Origin of the sequence: Paraburkholderia acidiphila, assembly GCF_009789655.1 — a bacterium.
Lineage (GTDB): Bacteria > Pseudomonadota > Gammaproteobacteria > Burkholderiales > Burkholderiaceae > Paraburkholderia > Paraburkholderia acidiphila.
In genome coordinates this window covers 2,565,016-2,580,809 of the sequence record NZ_CP046909.1, presented here as the reverse complement: position 1 = coordinate 2,580,809, position 15,794 = coordinate 2,565,016, and the positions used below count along the sequence as shown (strand labels likewise).

The window sequence follows — 15,794 nt, the reverse complement described above, 5'->3', positions numbered from 1 at the left end:
CCGCCGTGGAGCCTGTTGACTCACGCATGAGCCGCTCAAGCCGCGACGCCCAAGCGGGCGAGCGCGGCTTTGCACATTCTGGCGCTGCGTATTCTTCTCCCGCCGATCTCAGCGACGATGGCGGCGCGGTCTTCGAAGTGCCGTTTGAGGCCTTCTTCGGCGGGGGCGATGAGTCGGCGGCAAACGCGTCGGCAGAGCAGCCGTTCGAAACATCGTTCAAGCGCTCCCGCCGTGAACCTCGCGAAACAGCGCGCGAATCCAGCGCACCGCAAGCCGATCAATATGAGCGCAGCTCGGCCACCCGCGCCGCGCGCGCGAGCGAACGCGAAAAGTCGTCCACGGCAAAGCAGCGCCCCGAGCGCTCCCTCAAGGGCCGCGCGCTTGGCTATCTTTCGCGCCGCGAATATAGCCGCGCCGAACTTTCGCGCAAGCTCGTGCCATACACCGAAGACGCCGACGCACTCGAAGCGCTGCTCGATTCGCTCGAACGCGAAGGCTGGCTCTCCGACGCGCGCTTTGCCGAAAGCGTCGTGCACCGGCGCGCGGCGCGCGTGGGGGCAGGCCGTATCGTCAGCGAACTCAAGCGCCACGCGGTGGGCGAAGCGCTCATCGAAGAGGTGAGCACGCAACTGCGCGAGACCGAGCTTGCGCGCGCCCGCACGGTCTGGCAGAAAAAGTACGGCCAGTTGCCCGAGACGCCCGCCGAACGTGCGCGCCAGGCGCGCTTTCTCGCGGCGCGCGGCTTCTCGATGTCGATCATCGGCAAGATCCTCAAGGGAATCGAGGAAGACTGGTCCGACAGTTGACCCGGCCGTCCCGAAAATTCCGCGCAGACATCTCCACGCCCGGCCTGTGTGTTCGCGGCTGTCTCAAATACCCGGTATGTTAAAATCGCGAGGTTTTCCAATCCGGTCTTACCTTTAGCATGCCGCTTTCTCCGCCCGTGCCCCGCCAGTTGCGCCATCAGCGCGCCATCCGGGCGGTTGCCTATGAGCGCGAAGACGGCCTGTGGGACATCGACGCGTGCCTGACCGACCACAAGCCACGCGACGTGCCGCTCGCCGCCGGTGTCCGGCCCAATGGTCTGCCGATCCATGAACTCTGGCTGCGCATTACGATCGATCGCAAGCTCAACGTCGTCGACGCCGAAGCGTCGTCCGACTGGGTGCCTTACGACGGTCAGTGCCAGAGCGCTAATCCTGCCTATCGGGCCCTTATCGGGCTCAATCTCCTCCAGAACTTCCGCCGCGAAGCGGGCCGGCTCCTCGCCGGCACGGCTGGCTGCACGCATCTCACAGAAATGTTGGGCGTATTGCCGACCGCTGCGATCCAGGCGTTCGTTGGAGCAGTGTGGGACACATCGAATGGCTCGCCGGGTGAAGCGCCCGGACCGGAACACGGCAAGACCGCCGGAGGCAATGAGGCCGCCGGTGAAAAGCCGCCCTTCCAGCTTGGCCGCTGCCATGCGCTGCGGTTCGACGGGGAGGCGGTGAAGCAGTTTTATCCGCGCTGGTATGGCCATGTGCCGCGTTCAATAGAGCGCGGCGCTGAAACCCCCAGCGTGCGCGACAGCCGGAGCCCGGGCCAAGAGGGCAGGGCCGACGCTGTCTCGCATGAATAACAACAGCGGAATCGAAGTTCACTCCAACTCTCAGACTGAAGGAATCACGCATGAAGATTCACGAGTACCAGGGTAAGGAAATCCTGCGGAAATTCGGAGTCGCCGTCCCGCGCGGCATCCCGGTGTTTTCGGTGGATGACGCGGTCAAGGCCGCTGAAGAGCTGGGCGGTCCGGTTTGGGTCGTCAAGGCACAGATCCACGCGGGTGGCCGCGGCAAGGGCGGCGGCGTGAAGGTTGCGAAGTCGCTGGAGCAGGTCCGCGAATACGCGAACCAGATCCTCGGCATGCAGCTCGTCACGCACCAGACCGGTCCGGAAGGCCAGAAGGTCAAGCGTCTGCTGATCGAAGAAGGCGCTGACATCAAGCAGGAACTGTATGTCAGCCTCGTCGTCGATCGCGTGTCGCAGAAGATCGTTCTGATGGGTTCGAGCGAAGGCGGCATGGACATCGAGGAAGTCGCCGAAAAGCATCCGGAGCTGATCCACAAGGTCATCGTCGAGCCGTCGACGGGTCTGCTGGACGCCCAGGCTGACGACCTCGCCGCCAAGATCGGCGTGCCGGCTGCTTCGATTCCGCAAGCGCGTGAAGTCCTGAAGGGCCTGTACAAGGCATTCTGGGAAACCGACGCGTCGCTGGCTGAAATCAACCCGCTGAACGTCTCGAGCAACGGCACCGTGACCGCACTCGACGCGAAGTTCAACTTCGACTCGAACGCGCTGGCACGTCACCCGGAAATCGTCGCGTACCGCGATCTGGACGAAGAAGATCCGGCTGAAATCGAAGCCTCCAAGTTCGACCTCGCGTACATCTCGCTCGACGGCAACATCGGCTGTCTCGTGAACGGCGCAGGCCTCGCAATGGCGACGATGGACACCATCAAGCTGTTCGGCGGCGAGCCGGCGAACTTCCTGGACGTCGGCGGTGGCGCGACGACCGAGAAGGTCACCGAAGCGTTCAAGCTCATGCTCAAGAACCCGGACCTGAAGGCGATCCTCGTGAACATCTTCGGCGGCATCATGCGCTGCGACGTGATCGCGGAAGGCGTCATCGCCGGTTCGAAGGCCGTGAACCTGAAGGTGCCGCTCGTCGTGCGCATGAAGGGCACGAACGAGGACCTCGGCAAGAAGATGCTGGCCGATTCGGGCCTGCCGATCATCTCGGCAGACAGCATGGAAGAGGCTGCGCAGAAGGTTGTCGCAGCTGCCGAAGGCAAGTAATTTTCACCGGACACGAATGGCGGGGTGCCGGCGCGAACACCGCAACGCAAGAAGCGGTCTGGCGCGACGCATAACGCCAAACGAACAGAGGTCAATACATGTCGATTCTGATCAACAAAGACACCAAGGTCATCACGCAGGGCATCACCGGCAAGACCGGTCAGTTCCACACCCGCGCTTGCCGTGAGTACGCGAACGGCCGCGAAGCGTTCGTCGCTGGCGTGAACCCGAAGAAGGCCGGCGAAGATTTCGAAGGCATTCCTATCTACGCGAACGTGCGTGAAGCGAAGGATGCGACCGGCGCGACCGTTTCGGTCATTTACGTGCCGCCGGCAGGCGCTGCTGCTGCGATCTGGGAAGCCGTCGAGGCCGACCTCGATCTCGCGATCTGTATCACGGAAGGCATCCCCGTCCGCGACATGATCGAAGTGAAGGACCGTATGCGCCGCGAAGGCCGCAAGACGCTGCTCCTCGGCCCGAACTGCCCCGGCACGATCACGCCGGACGAGCTGAAGATCGGCATCATGCCGGGTCACATCCACCGTAAGGGCCGCATCGGCGTCGTGTCGCGTTCGGGCACGCTGACGTACGAAGCGGTTGCCCAGCTGACCGCGATCGGCCTCGGCCAGTCGTCGGCAGTCGGTATTGGCGGCGACCCGATCAACGGTCTGAAGCACATCGACGTTATGAAGATGTTCAACGACGATCCGGATACGGACGCCGTGATCATGATCGGCGAAATTGGCGGTCCGGACGAAGCCAATGCCGCCGAGTGGATCAAGGACAACATGAAGAAGCCGGTCGTCGGCTTCATCGCGGGCGTCACGGCGCCTCCGGGCAAGCGCATGGGCCACGCCGGCGCGCTGATCTCGGGCGGTGCTGACACGGCCGACGCGAAGCTGGAAATCATGGACGCGTGCGGCATCAAGGTCACGCGCAATCCGTCGGAAATGGGCCGCCTGCTGAAGGCGATGCTGTAAATTCGAAATACACTGCCGCTCGTGCATCATGTATGCGCGGGCGGCCAGCGTTTTTTGATATGCTTGCGGAATCCTTTCACGAGGTTTCCGAACAAAAAGCGAGGGAGCCAGTCATGGCCTCCTCGCTTTTTTATTTGGCGCGCCGCCTGAGCCGCCCATCCTGTATTCCGGCTGAGTCTTCGTTTCCATGCTCGAGTTTTTCGCGACGCTCCACTGGGGCGCTGTCATCCAGATCATCGTCATCGACATCCTGCTCGGCGGCGACAACGCCGTGGTGATCGCGCTCGCCTGCCGCGACCTGCCTGCGCAGCAGCGTATGCGCGGCATTCTGTGGGGCACCGCTGGCGCGATCGCGCTGCGCGTCGTGCTGATCGCCTTCGCAGTGGTGCTGCTGAACGTGCCGTTCCTCAAGTTCACGGGCGGCCTGCTGTTGCTCTGGATCGGCGTGCGGCTGCTTGCGCCCAGTCATCTCGAGCACGCCAACGTGAAGCCTGCCGACAAGCTGATGGGCGCGATCAAGACGATCATCGTCGCCGACGCGGTGATGAGCCTCGACAACGTGGTCGCAATCGCTGGTGCGGCCGAATCCGCCGATCCGCAACATCGCATCGCGCTCGTGATCTTCGGGCTGATGGTGAGCATTCCGCTCATCGTGTGGGGCAGCCAGCTCGTGCTCAAGCTGCTCGACCGCTACCCGGTGATCATCACGCTCGGCGCGGCGCTGCTCGGCTGGATCGCGGGTGGCCTCATCATCAACGATCCCGCCGGCGACCGCTGGCCGCTGCTCGATACGCCCGTGGCCGAGTACGGCATGTGTGTGGCCGGGGCGGTGTTCGTGGTCGCGCTCGGGTCGTGGCTCAGGCGCCGCAATGCGCGCCGCCACGCGGAGCAAGGGCCGCAATCCCACTGAGCACTGAGCACACATCGCTGCGCCATTGCGCCTAGGCCATCTGGCCGACTGATGCGCAAACCGGGCCGCCGATACGATCAAGACGCCTGTTCACGACTGTGAGCAGGCGTTTCTCGTTTCAGGAGCCCTGACAATGACCGTATCTGCATTTCCCATGAGCCCGCCGCCTGGCAACGGCTACGCATGTTTCGCCCGGCTTTCGCGCCTCGCAAGCGTTGCTTCCCGCTGGGCTGCACGCGGCTTCACGCTGATCGAACTGATGATCGTGCTCGCGATTGTCGGCGTGATCGCCGCTTACGCCATCCCCGCCTATCAGGATTACCTCGCCCGCAGCCGCGTGGGCGAGGGCCTCTCGCTCGCGGCTTCCGCGCGGCTTGCCGTGGCGGAGAACGCCGCGAGCGGCAACGCGTTCGGCGCGGGCTACACGGTGCCGCCCGCCACGCGCAACGTCGAGTCGCTGCATATCGACGATACGACCGGTCAGATCACAATCGCCTTCACCTCGCGCGTGGCGCCCGAGGGCAGCAATACGATCGTGCTCGTGCCTTCCGTGCCCGACAACGCTGAAGCGCCTACCGCGCGCGTCGCGCTCGCACAGGGGAGTGTGCAGGGTGGCACGCTCACGTGGGAGTGCTTCGCAGCGGGCAAGACGGCGTCGTCTCTCGGCGCACCCGGCGCGGGCCCGTCGCCCGTGGATGGCGCAACGCTGGCCGGCAATCTCGCGCCGCCCGAGTGCCGCGCGTAGGGATTGCGCGTGGGTGCGGGGGCGGTCGAACCGGCCGCACTCGCACAGCGGGGGAAAAGTTTTGTATAGTGCCCGGTTGCTGAACGGCCCCGCCCAACCATGCCTTCCAATTTTGCGCGTTACCTTACGTTCGTCTTGCTGGCCCTCGCGTTGACGCTGCCCTATGCGGTCGTCAACCACACCTATCCGATTCCGACGTTCTACGCGGAATTCGTTGCACTGACACTGTATGTGCTGATGGGTGCTGCCACGTTGTTGCTCGTTCGCCCGGCGCGTTCGGGCGAGGGCTTCGCGTCGCCCACGGTCGCGCTCGTGCCGCTTTTCTTCGGCCTGCTGCTGATCGTGCAGACGTTCGCATTGCCGCTCGCCGAGCCCTCGATGAACTGGCTCGGCGCGGGCTACCTGCTCGCCGCCTTCCTGGCGACGCACGCTGGCTACACCATCACGCGCGCGCGCCTCATGCGGTCGGCGCTCGTGTGGGGAGCATTCGCGCTGCAGATCGGCGGCCTTTTCGCCGTGTTCAGCCAGGTGATCCAGCTCTTTCATCTGGAAACGAAGGTCACGCCGCTCGTGGTCGCGTACAACGTGACGGTGGATCGACGGCCGTTCGGCAACATGGCGCAGGCCAATCACCTCGCCACGTATATCGCCTTTGCGATGGCGGGCGCGATGTACCTCGCGCTCACGCGGCGTCTGAACGTCCTGCTCTGGGGCGTGCTGACCGCGATCTATTCAGGTGGCCTCGCGCTCACGGTGTCGCGCGGGCCATGGCTGCAGATGGGCGTGATTTTCGTCGCGGGCCTGTGGATCGCGTTCACGGGCTGCCGCAGCGAAGCAGGCGAGGGGCGTAGCGTGGAAGGTCGGGCGTCGGCGGCGGGCCTGGATCGGAAAGCCGGTGGCGTGCGCGCCTGGATCATTCCGGTCGTGCTCGTACTGATCTTTTTCGGCATGAATGCGTTCGTGCGCTGGGCCAACGTCCACTATGGCCTGGACCTTGCACAGTCGGCCGCCGAGCGCATGAAGGACGCCAGCCAGATCGCGCCGCGCCTCGCGCTGTGGCGCTACGGCTGGACGATGTTCAAGTCGCATCCGGTGCTGGGTGTCGGCTGGGGCGATTTCCCGGTGCATCAGTTCGAGCTGGTTCGCTCGCTTGGCGGCGTCGAGATCGCCAATAACGCGCACGATATCTTCCTCGACCTGCTCGCGAAGACTGGCGCCGTCGGCCTTGCCATCGTCGTGATCGGGCTCGTCGCGTGGTTCGTTCGCGGGCTGCGCGCACCGCACACCGCCGAGCGCGTGTTCGGCTTCATGCTGATCGGCGTGCTCGTCATGCACGCGCTCGTCGAGTATCCGCAGCAATACATGTTCTTCCTGCTGCCGGCGATGTTCGTTTTCGGCCTGCTGGAGACGAAACCGCTGCGTAGTGTGCCGTCGCGCGTCTCGCTCGGCGTGTATGCGGTGGTCGTGTTCGGCGGCGTCGCGGCGCTGTACCCGGTGCTGCGCGACTACAACCGCGCCGAGGTGCTCTACTACGGACAGCATCCGGCTCGCGACTACGGCGACGATCCTTCACGCCTGTTCGGCGCATGGGGCGACTACGGCATGGCGACGCTGTTGCCGATGAATTCCGCGAGCCTTTCGAGCAAGCTCTATGCGCACCAGCGCGCGATTGCGCTGCTGCCCGGCGAGACCGTGCTGCGCCGCTACGCCGTGTTGCAGGCGCTGAATGGCGATACGGCGGGCGCATTCGATACGGTGGAGCGCCTGCGCATTTTCGCCACGGAGTTGCACGACTGGCCGACCCAGCTCGCTTCGCTCCATGGCCTGCTCGACGAGCAGCCCACGCTGGCGGACTTCAAGGCGCAACTCGTCAAGAAATACGGGACACCGGCGAAGTCGGTCGAAGAAGACGACGAGGACGATTCGGACGACTAAGCCCCACGGCTCGTCCATCAAGCGGTACCGCGTGCTGCGCGGTACCGCTGACTATCAAAGCTCGGAGTATTTCGCGGCGCTGCCTTTCGCCTTCTCCACGGGGTAGCGCTGTGCGTTCAGCTTGAGCTTTTCGGCTGCCGCATCGACCAGATCGATCCCCGCGGTATGCGCGACCAGCAGAAGGTAGATGAACACATCCGCGCATTCGTGCTTGAGGTGCGTGAGTTGCGCGGGATCGGCGAGCAGGGCGTCGATCTGCGCGTCGGTCTTCCACTGCACCGTTTCCAGCAGCTCGCCCGCCTCGATGCTCGTGGAGACGATCAGGTTGCGCAAGGTGTGAAACTGTTGCCAGTCGCGCTCGTCGCGGAACGCCAGAACCTGTGCGCGCAGTTCGTCGAGAGTCATGGTTTCAGCGCTCCGCCACCCAATCGCCCGACTTCCCGCCGTGCTTCTCCAGCACGCGCACGTCAGTGATCGTCATGCCGCGGTCCACCGCCTTGCACATGTCGTAGACGGTCAGCAGGCCGACCTGCACGGCGGTCAGCGCTTCCATTTCCACGCCCGTGCGGCCGAGCGTTTCCACCTGCGCCGTGCAGTGGACGCCGGGCAGCGCTTCGTCGAGCGCGAAGTCGACTTTCACGCGCGTGATCGCGAGAGGGTGGCACAGCGGAATCAGATCCGAGGTGCGCTTCGCTCCCTGGATCGCGGCGATGCGCGCAACGCCGATCACGTCGCCTTTTTTCGCGTGGCCGTCGCGGATCAGCGCGAAGGTTTCCGGCAACATGCGGATCGTGCCGCTCGCAAGCGCAATGCGCTTCGTCTCTGCCTTGCCGCCAACGTCGACCATGTGGGCGTCGCCGGCAGCGTCAAAATGCGTGAGTTCGGGCATGGTGGATTCTTCCTTGAGGGGCACCTATCTTAACAGTGCGGCAGGCAGCGCTTTCTGCGTGTCTTGCCTGGCCGCAAGGGTTGTAAGCCGGGCTACAATCAACCGGTTAGCACACGCGAGCGCAGGCGGTCCGCACGGGGCGCGCCGCCGCGCCGGTGTTCCGCATTCCCCGATCCTGTCATCAATGCGTCTGAAACGGCTGCTTGCTGCATGGTTGTGTGCGTCGCTCGCGGTCTCCCCGCAAGCGTACGCGCAGGCGTCGAATGCCGCCGTGCTCAATCTCGGCGCGGCTTCGCCAGCAGGCACAAAGCCCGCCCCGGCGCCCTCCGGCCCCGCGCCGAATGCGCCCAGTGCGGCACCCGCACTCGTCAGCGGCCCGTTCGACGATTCAGCAGACCCCGTCATCCCCGCCTCGATCGCGCAGGGCGTGTTCGGCACCTACGGCGGCGCGCAGAGCCGCCTTTCGGCAGCGGGCCAATCCGGCGCATCTTCCGCGAGCGGCAACACCAGCGTGCGCGCCCCCGCCTGGGTGCCGCAACTGCCCGATCTCGGCGACGGCTCGGGCGGCGCGCTCTCGCCGCAGGCCGAACGGCGCATCGGCGAGCGCGTCATGCGCGAGATTCGCCGCGACCCCGACTATATCGGCGACTGGCTCGTGCGCGACTACCTCAATTCGGTCGCCACGCGCCTCGCGGCGGCCGCGAGTGCGCAGTTCATCGGCGGCTATCGGCCCGACTTCGATCTGTTCGCGATCCGCGACAGCCAGATCAATGCGTTCTCGCTGCCAGGCGGCTTCATCGGCGTGAACTCGGGGCTGATCGTCGTCACGCAAACGGAATCCGAACTCGCCTCTGTGCTCGGTCACGAGATGGGGCACGTTTTGCAGCGGCACATCGCGCGCATGCTTTCGCAGAGCGAGCGTACCGGTCTCGCGGCGCTGGCGGGCGTGCTGTTCGGCATTCTCGCTGGCGTGCTCGCGCATAGCGGCGACCTCGGCGCCGGGATTGCGCTCGGCAGCCAGGCGTATGCCGTGGACAGCCAATTGCGTTTCTCGCGCGCCGCGGAGCACGAGGCAGACCGCGTGGGCTTTCAGCTGCTCGCGGGCGCGGGCTACGACCCGTGGGGCATGGTGGCGTTTTTCGAGCGGCTCGAGCGCAGTTCGATGGAGGACACCGGCGTGCCGGCCTACGCGCGCACGCACCCGCTCACCGGCGAGCGCATCGCCGACATGCAGGACCGCGCGCGCCGCGCCGCTTACCGGCAGCCTCGCCAGGCGCCCGAGTACGGCTTCGTCCGCGCGCGCGTGCGTGTGCTGCAGGACCGTACGCGCAACGAGTACATCGACGAGGTTTCGCGCCTGCGCTCGGAAATCGAGGACCGCACGGCGCTCAACGTCGCCGCGAACTGGTACGGCATTGCCTACGCGCAAATGTTGCTCGAGCGCTACGACGATGCCTCGGCGTCGCTCGCGAATTCGCGCGCGGCGTTCGCGCAGTTCGAGGCCGCAGACGGCAGCAAAACACGCAGCTCGCCGAGTCTCGACGTGCTCGCCGTGGATATCGCGCGCCGCTCGGGCCGGCTCGACGACGCCGTGCGGCTAGGCGAGGCCGCGCACAAGGCATGGCCGGACGCCCACGCGGCCACCGATGCGCTGCTGCAGGCGTTGATCGCGGCGCGCCGCTTCAAGGAGGCGCAGACGCTCGCGCGCAGCCAGACCGAGGCCGAGCCGCAGCAAGACGCATGGTGGCTTTATCTGGCGCAGGCGAGCGCAGGACTCGGCGACGCGCTCACGCAGCATCGGGCGATGGCGGAGAAGCTCGCGCTCGACGGCGCGTGGCCCTCGGCCATCCGTCAGCTCAAGGAGGCGCGCGACATGAAATCGGTGGGCTACTACGATCTGTCGACCATCGAAGCGCGCCTGCACGACTTCGAGGCGCGTTACAAGCAGGAGCGCCAGGACGAGAAGGATGAGGGCCGCGGCTGAGCCGGCGCTCAGTTCCCGGGTGTAGGCGGCGTGCCGCTATGTTCCGCTAACTGCGCTTCGCGCTCGGCGCGTGCTGGGCTCGTCACGAAGGCAAAGTGCGCGCTCACGTCGGCGTGCTGGATCGGCTGCAGCGGCAGCGCGGCGCCCGCGCGCCAGTGGAAGGTGCCGCTGTGGGCGTCGTCCGCGAGCGCGGCGTGGTCGGTGAAGAGGTCGAGGTCGTGATCGTGCAGTAGCGCCGCGCGTGGCGGCGTGCTCGCATCGGCAAAGATCACGCTGCCCGCTTCGTCGAGGTAGGCGGCCACAGGCTCGAACGCTTGACCGCCCTGATCGGTCAGCGTCAGTGCGCCATCGCCGCCGTCGTGAGCCGCGGCGAGACGCACGATCCACGGCGTGTATTCGAGTTCGACATACACGCGCTGCGGCCCGTTCTGGAAGTACCACTGGCCCTGTTCATCGCGCTCGTAATTGCGGTTGATGAAGCCGAGCAGCGCTTCGTGGCGGATCGCCGTGCCGGGGGCGTTCTGCGCCTGGGCGGCCTCGTCGCGCATGCGCCAGTTGCCGCGTGCGTCGAGCATCAGCCAGCCCGTGCAATGCGGGACGTTGGGCCAGCGCGCAAGCGCCTGTTTGACGATGTCATCCATGAGAGACGAAAGGCGAGAGATAAGTGAACACGCGCTGCGCGAGCCAGTCGCTGCGACCGGGGAACGGTCCCGTCATGAAGCCGACGTGGCCGCCGTGCGCGGGCTGATCGAGTTCGACGGCGGCGCTCACTTCATGGCGCGCGGGCAGCACCCGGCCCGGCAGGAACGGATCGTTGCGCGCGTTCAGCACGAGCGTGGGGACGACGATCTCGCCGAGCTTCGGGCGGATCGTCGCCTGGGTGTAGTAGTCGTGGGTGTCGCGAAAACCGTGCAGCGGCGCCGTCACGACATTGTCGAATTCGTACATCGTGCGGCTCGCGAGCACGGCTTGTGCGTCGAAGAGACCGGGATACTGCTCGAGTTTCTGCAGCGCCTTGACCTTCAGCGTTTTCAGGAAGCTGCGCGTGTAGATCATGCCGAAGCCCTGCGTCAGCATTTCGCTGCCCGCATGCACGTCGAGCGGCGTGGAGATCGCGGCGGCGGCCGAGACGATCGCGGCGTCTTCGCGGCGCTGCGCGAGCCAATGCAGCAGCACGTTGCCGCCGAGCGACACGCCCGCGACGACGAGCGGCCCGGCGTGGCGGGCGGCGAAGCGGCGCAGGACCCAGTCGACTTCGGCGGAATCGGCGAGATGGTAGAAGCGCGGCAGGAGATTCAACGGGCCGCTGCAACTGCGAAAGTGGGGGATCGCCGCGTGCCAGCCGCGCGCGTGCGCCGCCGCGGCGAGCGCGCGCGCGTAGTGCGAACTGGAGCCGCCTTCGAGGCCGTGGAACAGCACGAAGAGTGGGGCATTATGCGCGTTGCGTGAATTCGCGCCGGCGCTTTTGCCGTCCAGCCAGTCCACTTCGATGAAGTCGCCGTCGGGCGTGTCCCATCGCTCGCGCCGGTAGGCGGGCGCGGGCAGGCGCGAGAAGAGCGCCGGCACGATGGTCTGGATGTGCGCACCGGGCAGCCAGAACGGCGCGCGGTAGTCGGTATCGTAGTGGGCGCCGAGCAGGACAGCCTGGGCCTCGAGCGCGGCGGCGACGCGGGCCGCCTTGCCAGGCTTGCTGGTGTCATCGGTGGTACTCATGACTGCCCCCTGCTTTACGCCTTTATTTCAGTGCAGCGCGCCCTGGCCGTGGCGCAATTTGGCCGAGAACTGGGTCGCTGCGTCGTCCGGCATGCGGCTCGCGTGAATGTGCGCGATACGCCACTCGCCGCGTTCGTGAACCATCACATAGGTCGTGAAGACCATGGTGGGAATCGCGCTGGGATCGACAGGACGATGCGCTTCCACGATCGCGTAGACCACGGTGCCGAGGCTGTCGTACACGCGGATATCGAGCGGCTCGATCGACACCGGCGCCGCTTCGAGCTGCGCGGCGAGGCCCGCGCGGATGCTCGACAGGCCGTGCAGATGCGCGCCTTCCGCGGTGATGCAGCTCACGAATTCTTCATCGATCCACAGACCCATCAAGCTGTCGATGTTGACTTCCGCGACGGCCTGGTAGTACGCGTTGAGGGTGTCCGCGGCGGCTTCGAAGATGTGGGCAAAACGTGGCATGGCTCGTTGGTCTTATGCGCCCGGTGTTGCACTCGGCGTGTACCTGGCGCGGGTTGGCGGATGATCGGTTGCGTCGCTTCGCGTCTTTCGCTGCTTGGCGCGCGCTTGCCGCGAAGATGCCGCGAGCATGCCGCTTTCGCGAGACAGCCCTGTGACGTGCTCCGATGCGGCGCTTCGGTCTCTCCCGCGCCTCGATGCCTCTATTGGGCGCGCGCAACGCGCGTGGCGTCCGTTGCGTGGCGCACATCCATTTGCGTGCGCGACGTTTTCAGCGTGGCGGGCGGCACACAGAGCCGCCCAGCGCCGGCTGTCGAGGTCTGTGGCCCCTGTCTCTATCTCTGCCCGAGCAGCATGCCGCGCAGATCGCCAAAAACTTGCTCCGGGCTCAGTTCGCGCAGGCAGTTCAGATGACCGAGCGGACACTCGCGCGCGAAGCAGGGACTGCATTCGAGATGCAGCCATTGTACCTTTGCAAGCTCGGACAAGGGCGGGGTGTGGCGCGGATCCGTCGACCCGTACAGCGCGACGAGCGGTCGGCGCAGCGCGGCGGCCACGTGCATCAGGCCCGAATCGTTGGTCACCACGGCGTTTGCCCGCGAGATCAGCGCGCATGCTTCGCCGAGCGCGGTCTGCCCGCACAGGTTGCGCACGTTCGGCGCGCGATCGGCAATCGCCTGGGCGAGCGAGGCGTCCTTCGGCGAGCCGAGCGCGACGATCTGCGTGTACGGGAACGACTGGCCCACCATCTTCGCAAGCGCCGCGAAATGCTCGGGCGGCCAGCGCTTGGCGGGGCCGTACTCGGCGCCGGGGCAGAAGACGAGCAGCGGCACGCGCGTATCGAGATTGAAGCGCGCCGACACGCGCGACGCCTCGTTCGGGTCCGACTCGAGGCGCGGCATCGGCAGGTCGTCGGGCACCGTTGCGCCGGGCGCGTAGGCGAGCGCGGCGTAGTGCCTGACCATGGGCGGGCGCTCGTCCTTCGGCGGATTCGCATGGCGCACGTTCAAGAGGCCATAGCGGTTCTCCCCCGTATAGCCAATGCGCAGCCCGATATTGGCGAGCCACGGGATCAGCGCGGATTTGAGCGAATTGGGCAGCACGTAGGCGGCGTCGTAGCGCTCGGCGCGCAAATCGCCCGCCAGTTGCCAGCGGCGCAGCAGCTGCAGCTTGCCGTGGCCGAGGTCGGTGGCGTAGACGTCGCGAATCTCGGGCATGCGCTCGAGTACGGGCGCAACCCAGGTTGGCGCGAGCGCATCGATCTGAATGCGCGGGTGCAGTTTCACGAGCCGCGAAAAAAGCGGCTGCGCCATCAGTGCGTCACCGATCCAGTTCGGTGCGATTACCAGCGCGCGGCGCATCAGGAGTCAGGGTCCGGAGAGGGTAAAGGTTGCACGCGGCTTGCCCCTTTTGAGGAAATCGGGGCGCTCGCGTGAAACACGGTTAATTCGACGAAGCGGTTAGCGCGACGTTCCGCCGGCGTGCCGGCGGGCGTTAGCGCAGGATGCAGCCTGGTGCTTCGTGGCGATGTGCCCGCAGCGCGCCGCCGTTTTCATGGCGGCGCGCTGCGGGCAGTGAAGCACGGGGAATGCCGCGCGAGTGATGTGTCTTCACCAGGCGGCCATGCCCGCACGAACGAAACTGGCGCGAACGCGGCTTCGCGCCGTTCGGGCGCGAGCCTCGCGACGCGTCAGTGGCCGTGGACGACCTCGCCCTCGCGCAGCTTGTAACGCGTGCTGCAGTACGGGCACTTCGCTTCGCCGTGCGTCACGTCGAGGAACACGCGCGGGTGGTTGCTCCAGCGCGGCATCGACGGATTCGGGCAGTAAGCGGGCAGATCCTTGGCCGAAAGTTCGACCAGCGGCATTTCCTTGATTTCGCTCATGAGGACGATTCTCTGTGTAGCTGTGGGGGCCAGGCGTTGGCGCGCCCGAACCTTTCTTTCTTAGACCTTCGCGAGCCAGTGCGCGTACTTGTCGTTCTTGCCCGACACGACGTCGAAGAAGGCCGATTGCAGCTTCTCCGTAATCGGGCCGCGCGAGCCGCTGCCGATGGTGCGGTTGTCGAGCTCGCGGATCGGCGTGACTTCGGCGGCGGTGCCGGTGAAGAACGCTTCGTCGCAGGTGTAGACCTCGTCGCGCGTGATGCGCTTTTCGATCACCTGAATGCCCATGTCGCGCGCGAGCGTGATGACCGTGTCGCGCGTGATGCCGTCGAGGCACGACGAGAGGTCCGGCGTATACAGCTTGCCGTTGTTGACGAGGAAGAAGTTCTCGCCCGAGCCTTCCGACACATAGCCGTCGACGTCGAGCAGCAGCGCTTCGTCGTAGCCGTCGGCGGTGGCTTCCTGGTTCGCGAGGATCGAGTTCACGTACCAGCCCGAAGCCTTGGCGCGCACCATCGACACGTTCACGTGATGACGCGTGAACGACGACGTTTTCACGCGAATGCCCTTGGCGAGGCCGTCTTCGCCGAGATACGCGCCCCACGGCCACGCGGCGATGGCCACGTGAATCGTGTTGCCCTTGGCCGAAACGCCGAGCTTTTCCGAGCCGACCCAGATGATCGGGCGGATGTAGCACGACTCGAGCTTGTTCGCGCGCACGACTTCGAGCTGTGCGTCGGCGAGCGTTTTCGCGTCGAACGGCACGTCCATCTGGAAAATCTTGGCCGAGTTGAGCAGACGCTTGGTGTGCTCGGCGAGGCGGAAGATGGCGGTGCTGCCGCCGGCGGTCTTGTAGGCGCGTACGCCTTCGAAAACACCCATGCCGTAGTGCAGCGTGTGAGTCAGCACGTGAATGTTGGCGTCGCGCCAATCAATCAGCTTGCCGTCCATCCAGATCTTGCCGTCGCGGTCGGCCATTGACATACGATTCTCCAGACAAGTGCAGTAAATATCGGGCTGATACAGCGTGCTTCGCCGCGCGCCGCGTGGCTGCGGTTGGCAAAGACGATTATTTTAGCGTCATTTGACGCCTGCCAGCGCGCCCGCGGGCGCGCGGGGCGGGGTTTTCGGGCGATTTTAGGGTCGCTTCGCGGTGCTTGCGGCTAATTTTTTTCAGCCCGCACGCATGCTGCGATGCAGCAAAACCCGCGAAAGGCCACCTGGCGAGCAGCGTCTGCCCAAATACGGGAGATTCGCCTGGACACGTCTCAGATCATCCTGGCTATCAGCTAAAATACCGATCTCGCAATTCGATGCCGGCTCGTGCCAGCGACGAGCAGCGACCCGGAGCAGCGACCCGAGACAGCGTTCGAACCGGATCCCGCGCCGTGCCGTTGAGCACGTCTTGCCGCGCCAGAATCAGGCCCGCGGCGCCGCATCGCCT

At 65.7% G+C, this 15,794-nt stretch carries 16 protein-coding genes; 8 read left to right on the top strand and 8 right to left on the bottom strand.

What is annotated here, in order from left to right; all coding sequences use genetic code 11:
- Positions 1 to 26 precede the first annotated feature (26 nt).
- From recX to FAZ97_RS11650, 7 genes are all read left to right on the top strand, one after another.
- Positions 27 to 806: a recombination regulator RecX gene (recX, locus tag FAZ97_RS11680; RefSeq protein WP_158758571.1), complete on the top strand. Its 780-nt coding sequence runs from the start codon at positions 27 to 29 to the stop codon at positions 804 to 806.
- Between the two features lie 119 nt (positions 807 to 925).
- The gene (locus FAZ97_RS11675; RefSeq protein ID WP_158758570.1) at positions 926 to 1,621 is read left to right on the top strand and encodes a DUF2889 domain-containing protein; all 696 of its coding nucleotides are present in this window, start codon (positions 926 to 928) and stop codon (positions 1,619 to 1,621) included.
- 50 nt (positions 1,622 to 1,671) lie between these two features.
- Positions 1,672 to 2,838, top strand: a complete 1,167-nt coding sequence (gene sucC / locus FAZ97_RS11670) for an ADP-forming succinate--CoA ligase subunit beta (RefSeq protein WP_158758569.1) — start codon at positions 1,672 to 1,674, stop codon at positions 2,836 to 2,838.
- A 98-nt stretch (positions 2,839 to 2,936) separates the two neighbouring features.
- Positions 2,937 to 3,818 (top strand): succinate--CoA ligase subunit alpha, encoded by an 882-nt coding sequence (sucD, locus tag FAZ97_RS11665; protein ID WP_069262862.1) that lies wholly within the window; start codon positions 2,937 to 2,939, stop codon positions 3,816 to 3,818.
- Between the two features lie 187 nt (positions 3,819 to 4,005).
- Positions 4,006 to 4,728, top strand: a complete 723-nt coding sequence (locus tag FAZ97_RS11660) for a TerC family protein (RefSeq protein WP_158758568.1) — start codon at positions 4,006 to 4,008, stop codon at positions 4,726 to 4,728.
- 133 nt (positions 4,729 to 4,861) lie between these two features.
- Positions 4,862 to 5,473, top strand: a complete 612-nt coding sequence (locus FAZ97_RS11655) for a pilin (RefSeq protein ID WP_158758567.1) — start codon at positions 4,862 to 4,864, stop codon at positions 5,471 to 5,473.
- A gap of 99 nt (positions 5,474 to 5,572) precedes the next feature.
- Entirely contained in the window at positions 5,573 to 7,408 is a 1,836-nt protein-coding gene (locus FAZ97_RS11650) for a PglL family O-oligosaccharyltransferase (RefSeq protein ID WP_158758566.1), read from the top strand.
- 54 nt (positions 7,409 to 7,462) lie between these two features.
- On the opposite strand, the gene FAZ97_RS11645 is transcribed toward FAZ97_RS11650, so the two are convergent.
- Together FAZ97_RS11645 and moaC are read right to left on the bottom strand one after the other, a co-directional pair.
- Positions 7,463 to 7,813 (bottom strand): nucleotide pyrophosphohydrolase, encoded by a 351-nt coding sequence (locus tag FAZ97_RS11645; protein ID WP_158758565.1) that lies wholly within the window; start codon positions 7,811 to 7,813, stop codon positions 7,463 to 7,465.
- Positions 7,814 to 7,817: 4 nt separating this feature from the next.
- Positions 7,818 to 8,297, bottom strand: a complete 480-nt coding sequence (gene moaC / locus FAZ97_RS11640) for a cyclic pyranopterin monophosphate synthase MoaC (protein WP_042266308.1) — start codon at positions 8,295 to 8,297, stop codon at positions 7,818 to 7,820.
- A gap of 184 nt (positions 8,298 to 8,481) precedes the next feature.
- On the opposite strand from moaC, the gene FAZ97_RS11635 reads away from it, so the two are divergent.
- Positions 8,482 to 10,281, top strand: coding sequence for a M48 family metalloprotease (locus tag FAZ97_RS11635; protein ID WP_158758564.1), 1,800 nt, complete (start codon positions 8,482 to 8,484; stop codon positions 10,279 to 10,281).
- Between the two features lie 8 nt (positions 10,282 to 10,289).
- Here FAZ97_RS11635 and FAZ97_RS11630 read toward each other — a convergent pair whose 3' ends face one another.
- The 6 genes from FAZ97_RS11630 to FAZ97_RS11605 form a co-directional block, all read right to left on the bottom strand.
- Positions 10,290 to 10,922, bottom strand: coding sequence for a DUF2946 family protein (locus FAZ97_RS11630; protein ID WP_158758563.1), 633 nt, complete (start codon positions 10,920 to 10,922; stop codon positions 10,290 to 10,292).
- Positions 10,915 to 11,994, bottom strand: a complete 1,080-nt coding sequence (locus FAZ97_RS11625) for a YheT family hydrolase (RefSeq protein WP_158758562.1) — start codon at positions 11,992 to 11,994, stop codon at positions 10,915 to 10,917. The genes FAZ97_RS11630 and FAZ97_RS11625 overlap by 8 nt, the downstream gene beginning before the upstream one ends.
- Before the next feature lie 27 nt (positions 11,995 to 12,021).
- Positions 12,022 to 12,468: a nuclear transport factor 2 family protein gene (locus FAZ97_RS11620; RefSeq protein ID WP_028205952.1), complete on the bottom strand. Its 447-nt coding sequence runs from the start codon at positions 12,466 to 12,468 to the stop codon at positions 12,022 to 12,024.
- A 332-nt stretch (positions 12,469 to 12,800) separates the two neighbouring features.
- The gene (gene waaF / locus FAZ97_RS11615) at positions 12,801 to 13,826 is read right to left on the bottom strand and encodes a lipopolysaccharide heptosyltransferase II (protein ID WP_158758561.1); all 1,026 of its coding nucleotides are present in this window, start codon (positions 13,824 to 13,826) and stop codon (positions 12,801 to 12,803) included.
- A gap of 329 nt (positions 13,827 to 14,155) precedes the next feature.
- Positions 14,156 to 14,350, bottom strand: a complete 195-nt coding sequence (locus FAZ97_RS11610; protein ID WP_028211761.1) for a zinc-finger domain-containing protein — start codon at positions 14,348 to 14,350, stop codon at positions 14,156 to 14,158.
- Between the two features lie 60 nt (positions 14,351 to 14,410).
- Complete coding sequence (locus FAZ97_RS11605) at positions 14,411 to 15,334, bottom strand: branched-chain amino acid transaminase (protein WP_158758560.1); 924 nt, start codon at positions 15,332 to 15,334, stop codon at positions 14,411 to 14,413.
- Between the last annotated feature and the right edge of the window lie 460 nt (positions 15,335 to 15,794).

Bases quoted from the DNA above. Each gene is read 5' to 3' on its own strand.
- recX (WP_158758571.1), top strand. From the start codon at position 27: ATGAGCCGCTCAAGCCGCGACGCCCAAGCGGGCGAGCGCGGCTTTGCA.
- FAZ97_RS11675 (WP_158758570.1), top strand. From the start codon at position 926: ATGCCGCTTTCTCCGCCCGTGCCCCGCCAGTTGCGCCATCAGCGCGCC.
- sucC (WP_158758569.1), top strand. From the start codon at position 1,672: ATGAAGATTCACGAGTACCAGGGTAAGGAAATCCTGCGGAAATTCGGA.
- sucD (WP_069262862.1), top strand. From the start codon at position 2,937: ATGTCGATTCTGATCAACAAAGACACCAAGGTCATCACGCAGGGCATC.
- FAZ97_RS11660 (WP_158758568.1), top strand. From the start codon at position 4,006: ATGCTCGAGTTTTTCGCGACGCTCCACTGGGGCGCTGTCATCCAGATC.
- FAZ97_RS11655 (WP_158758567.1), top strand. From the start codon at position 4,862: ATGACCGTATCTGCATTTCCCATGAGCCCGCCGCCTGGCAACGGCTAC.
- FAZ97_RS11650 (WP_158758566.1), top strand. From the start codon at position 5,573: ATGCCTTCCAATTTTGCGCGTTACCTTACGTTCGTCTTGCTGGCCCTC.
- FAZ97_RS11645 (WP_158758565.1), bottom strand. From the start codon at position 7,813: ATGACTCTCGACGAACTGCGCGCACAGGTTCTGGCGTTCCGCGACGAG.
- moaC (WP_042266308.1), bottom strand. From the start codon at position 8,297: ATGCCCGAACTCACGCATTTTGACGCTGCCGGCGACGCCCACATGGTC.
- FAZ97_RS11635 (WP_158758564.1), top strand. From the start codon at position 8,482: ATGCGTCTGAAACGGCTGCTTGCTGCATGGTTGTGTGCGTCGCTCGCG.
- FAZ97_RS11630 (WP_158758563.1), bottom strand. From the start codon at position 10,922: ATGGATGACATCGTCAAACAGGCGCTTGCGCGCTGGCCCAACGTCCCG.
- FAZ97_RS11625 (WP_158758562.1), bottom strand. From the start codon at position 11,994: ATGAGTACCACCGATGACACCAGCAAGCCTGGCAAGGCGGCCCGCGTC.
- FAZ97_RS11620 (WP_028205952.1), bottom strand. From the start codon at position 12,468: ATGCCACGTTTTGCCCACATCTTCGAAGCCGCCGCGGACACCCTCAAC.
- waaF (WP_158758561.1), bottom strand. From the start codon at position 13,826: ATGCGCCGCGCGCTGGTAATCGCACCGAACTGGATCGGTGACGCACTG.
- FAZ97_RS11610 (WP_028211761.1), bottom strand. From the start codon at position 14,350: ATGAGCGAAATCAAGGAAATGCCGCTGGTCGAACTTTCGGCCAAGGAT.
- FAZ97_RS11605 (WP_158758560.1), bottom strand. From the start codon at position 15,334: ATGTCAATGGCCGACCGCGACGGCAAGATCTGGATGGACGGCAAGCTG.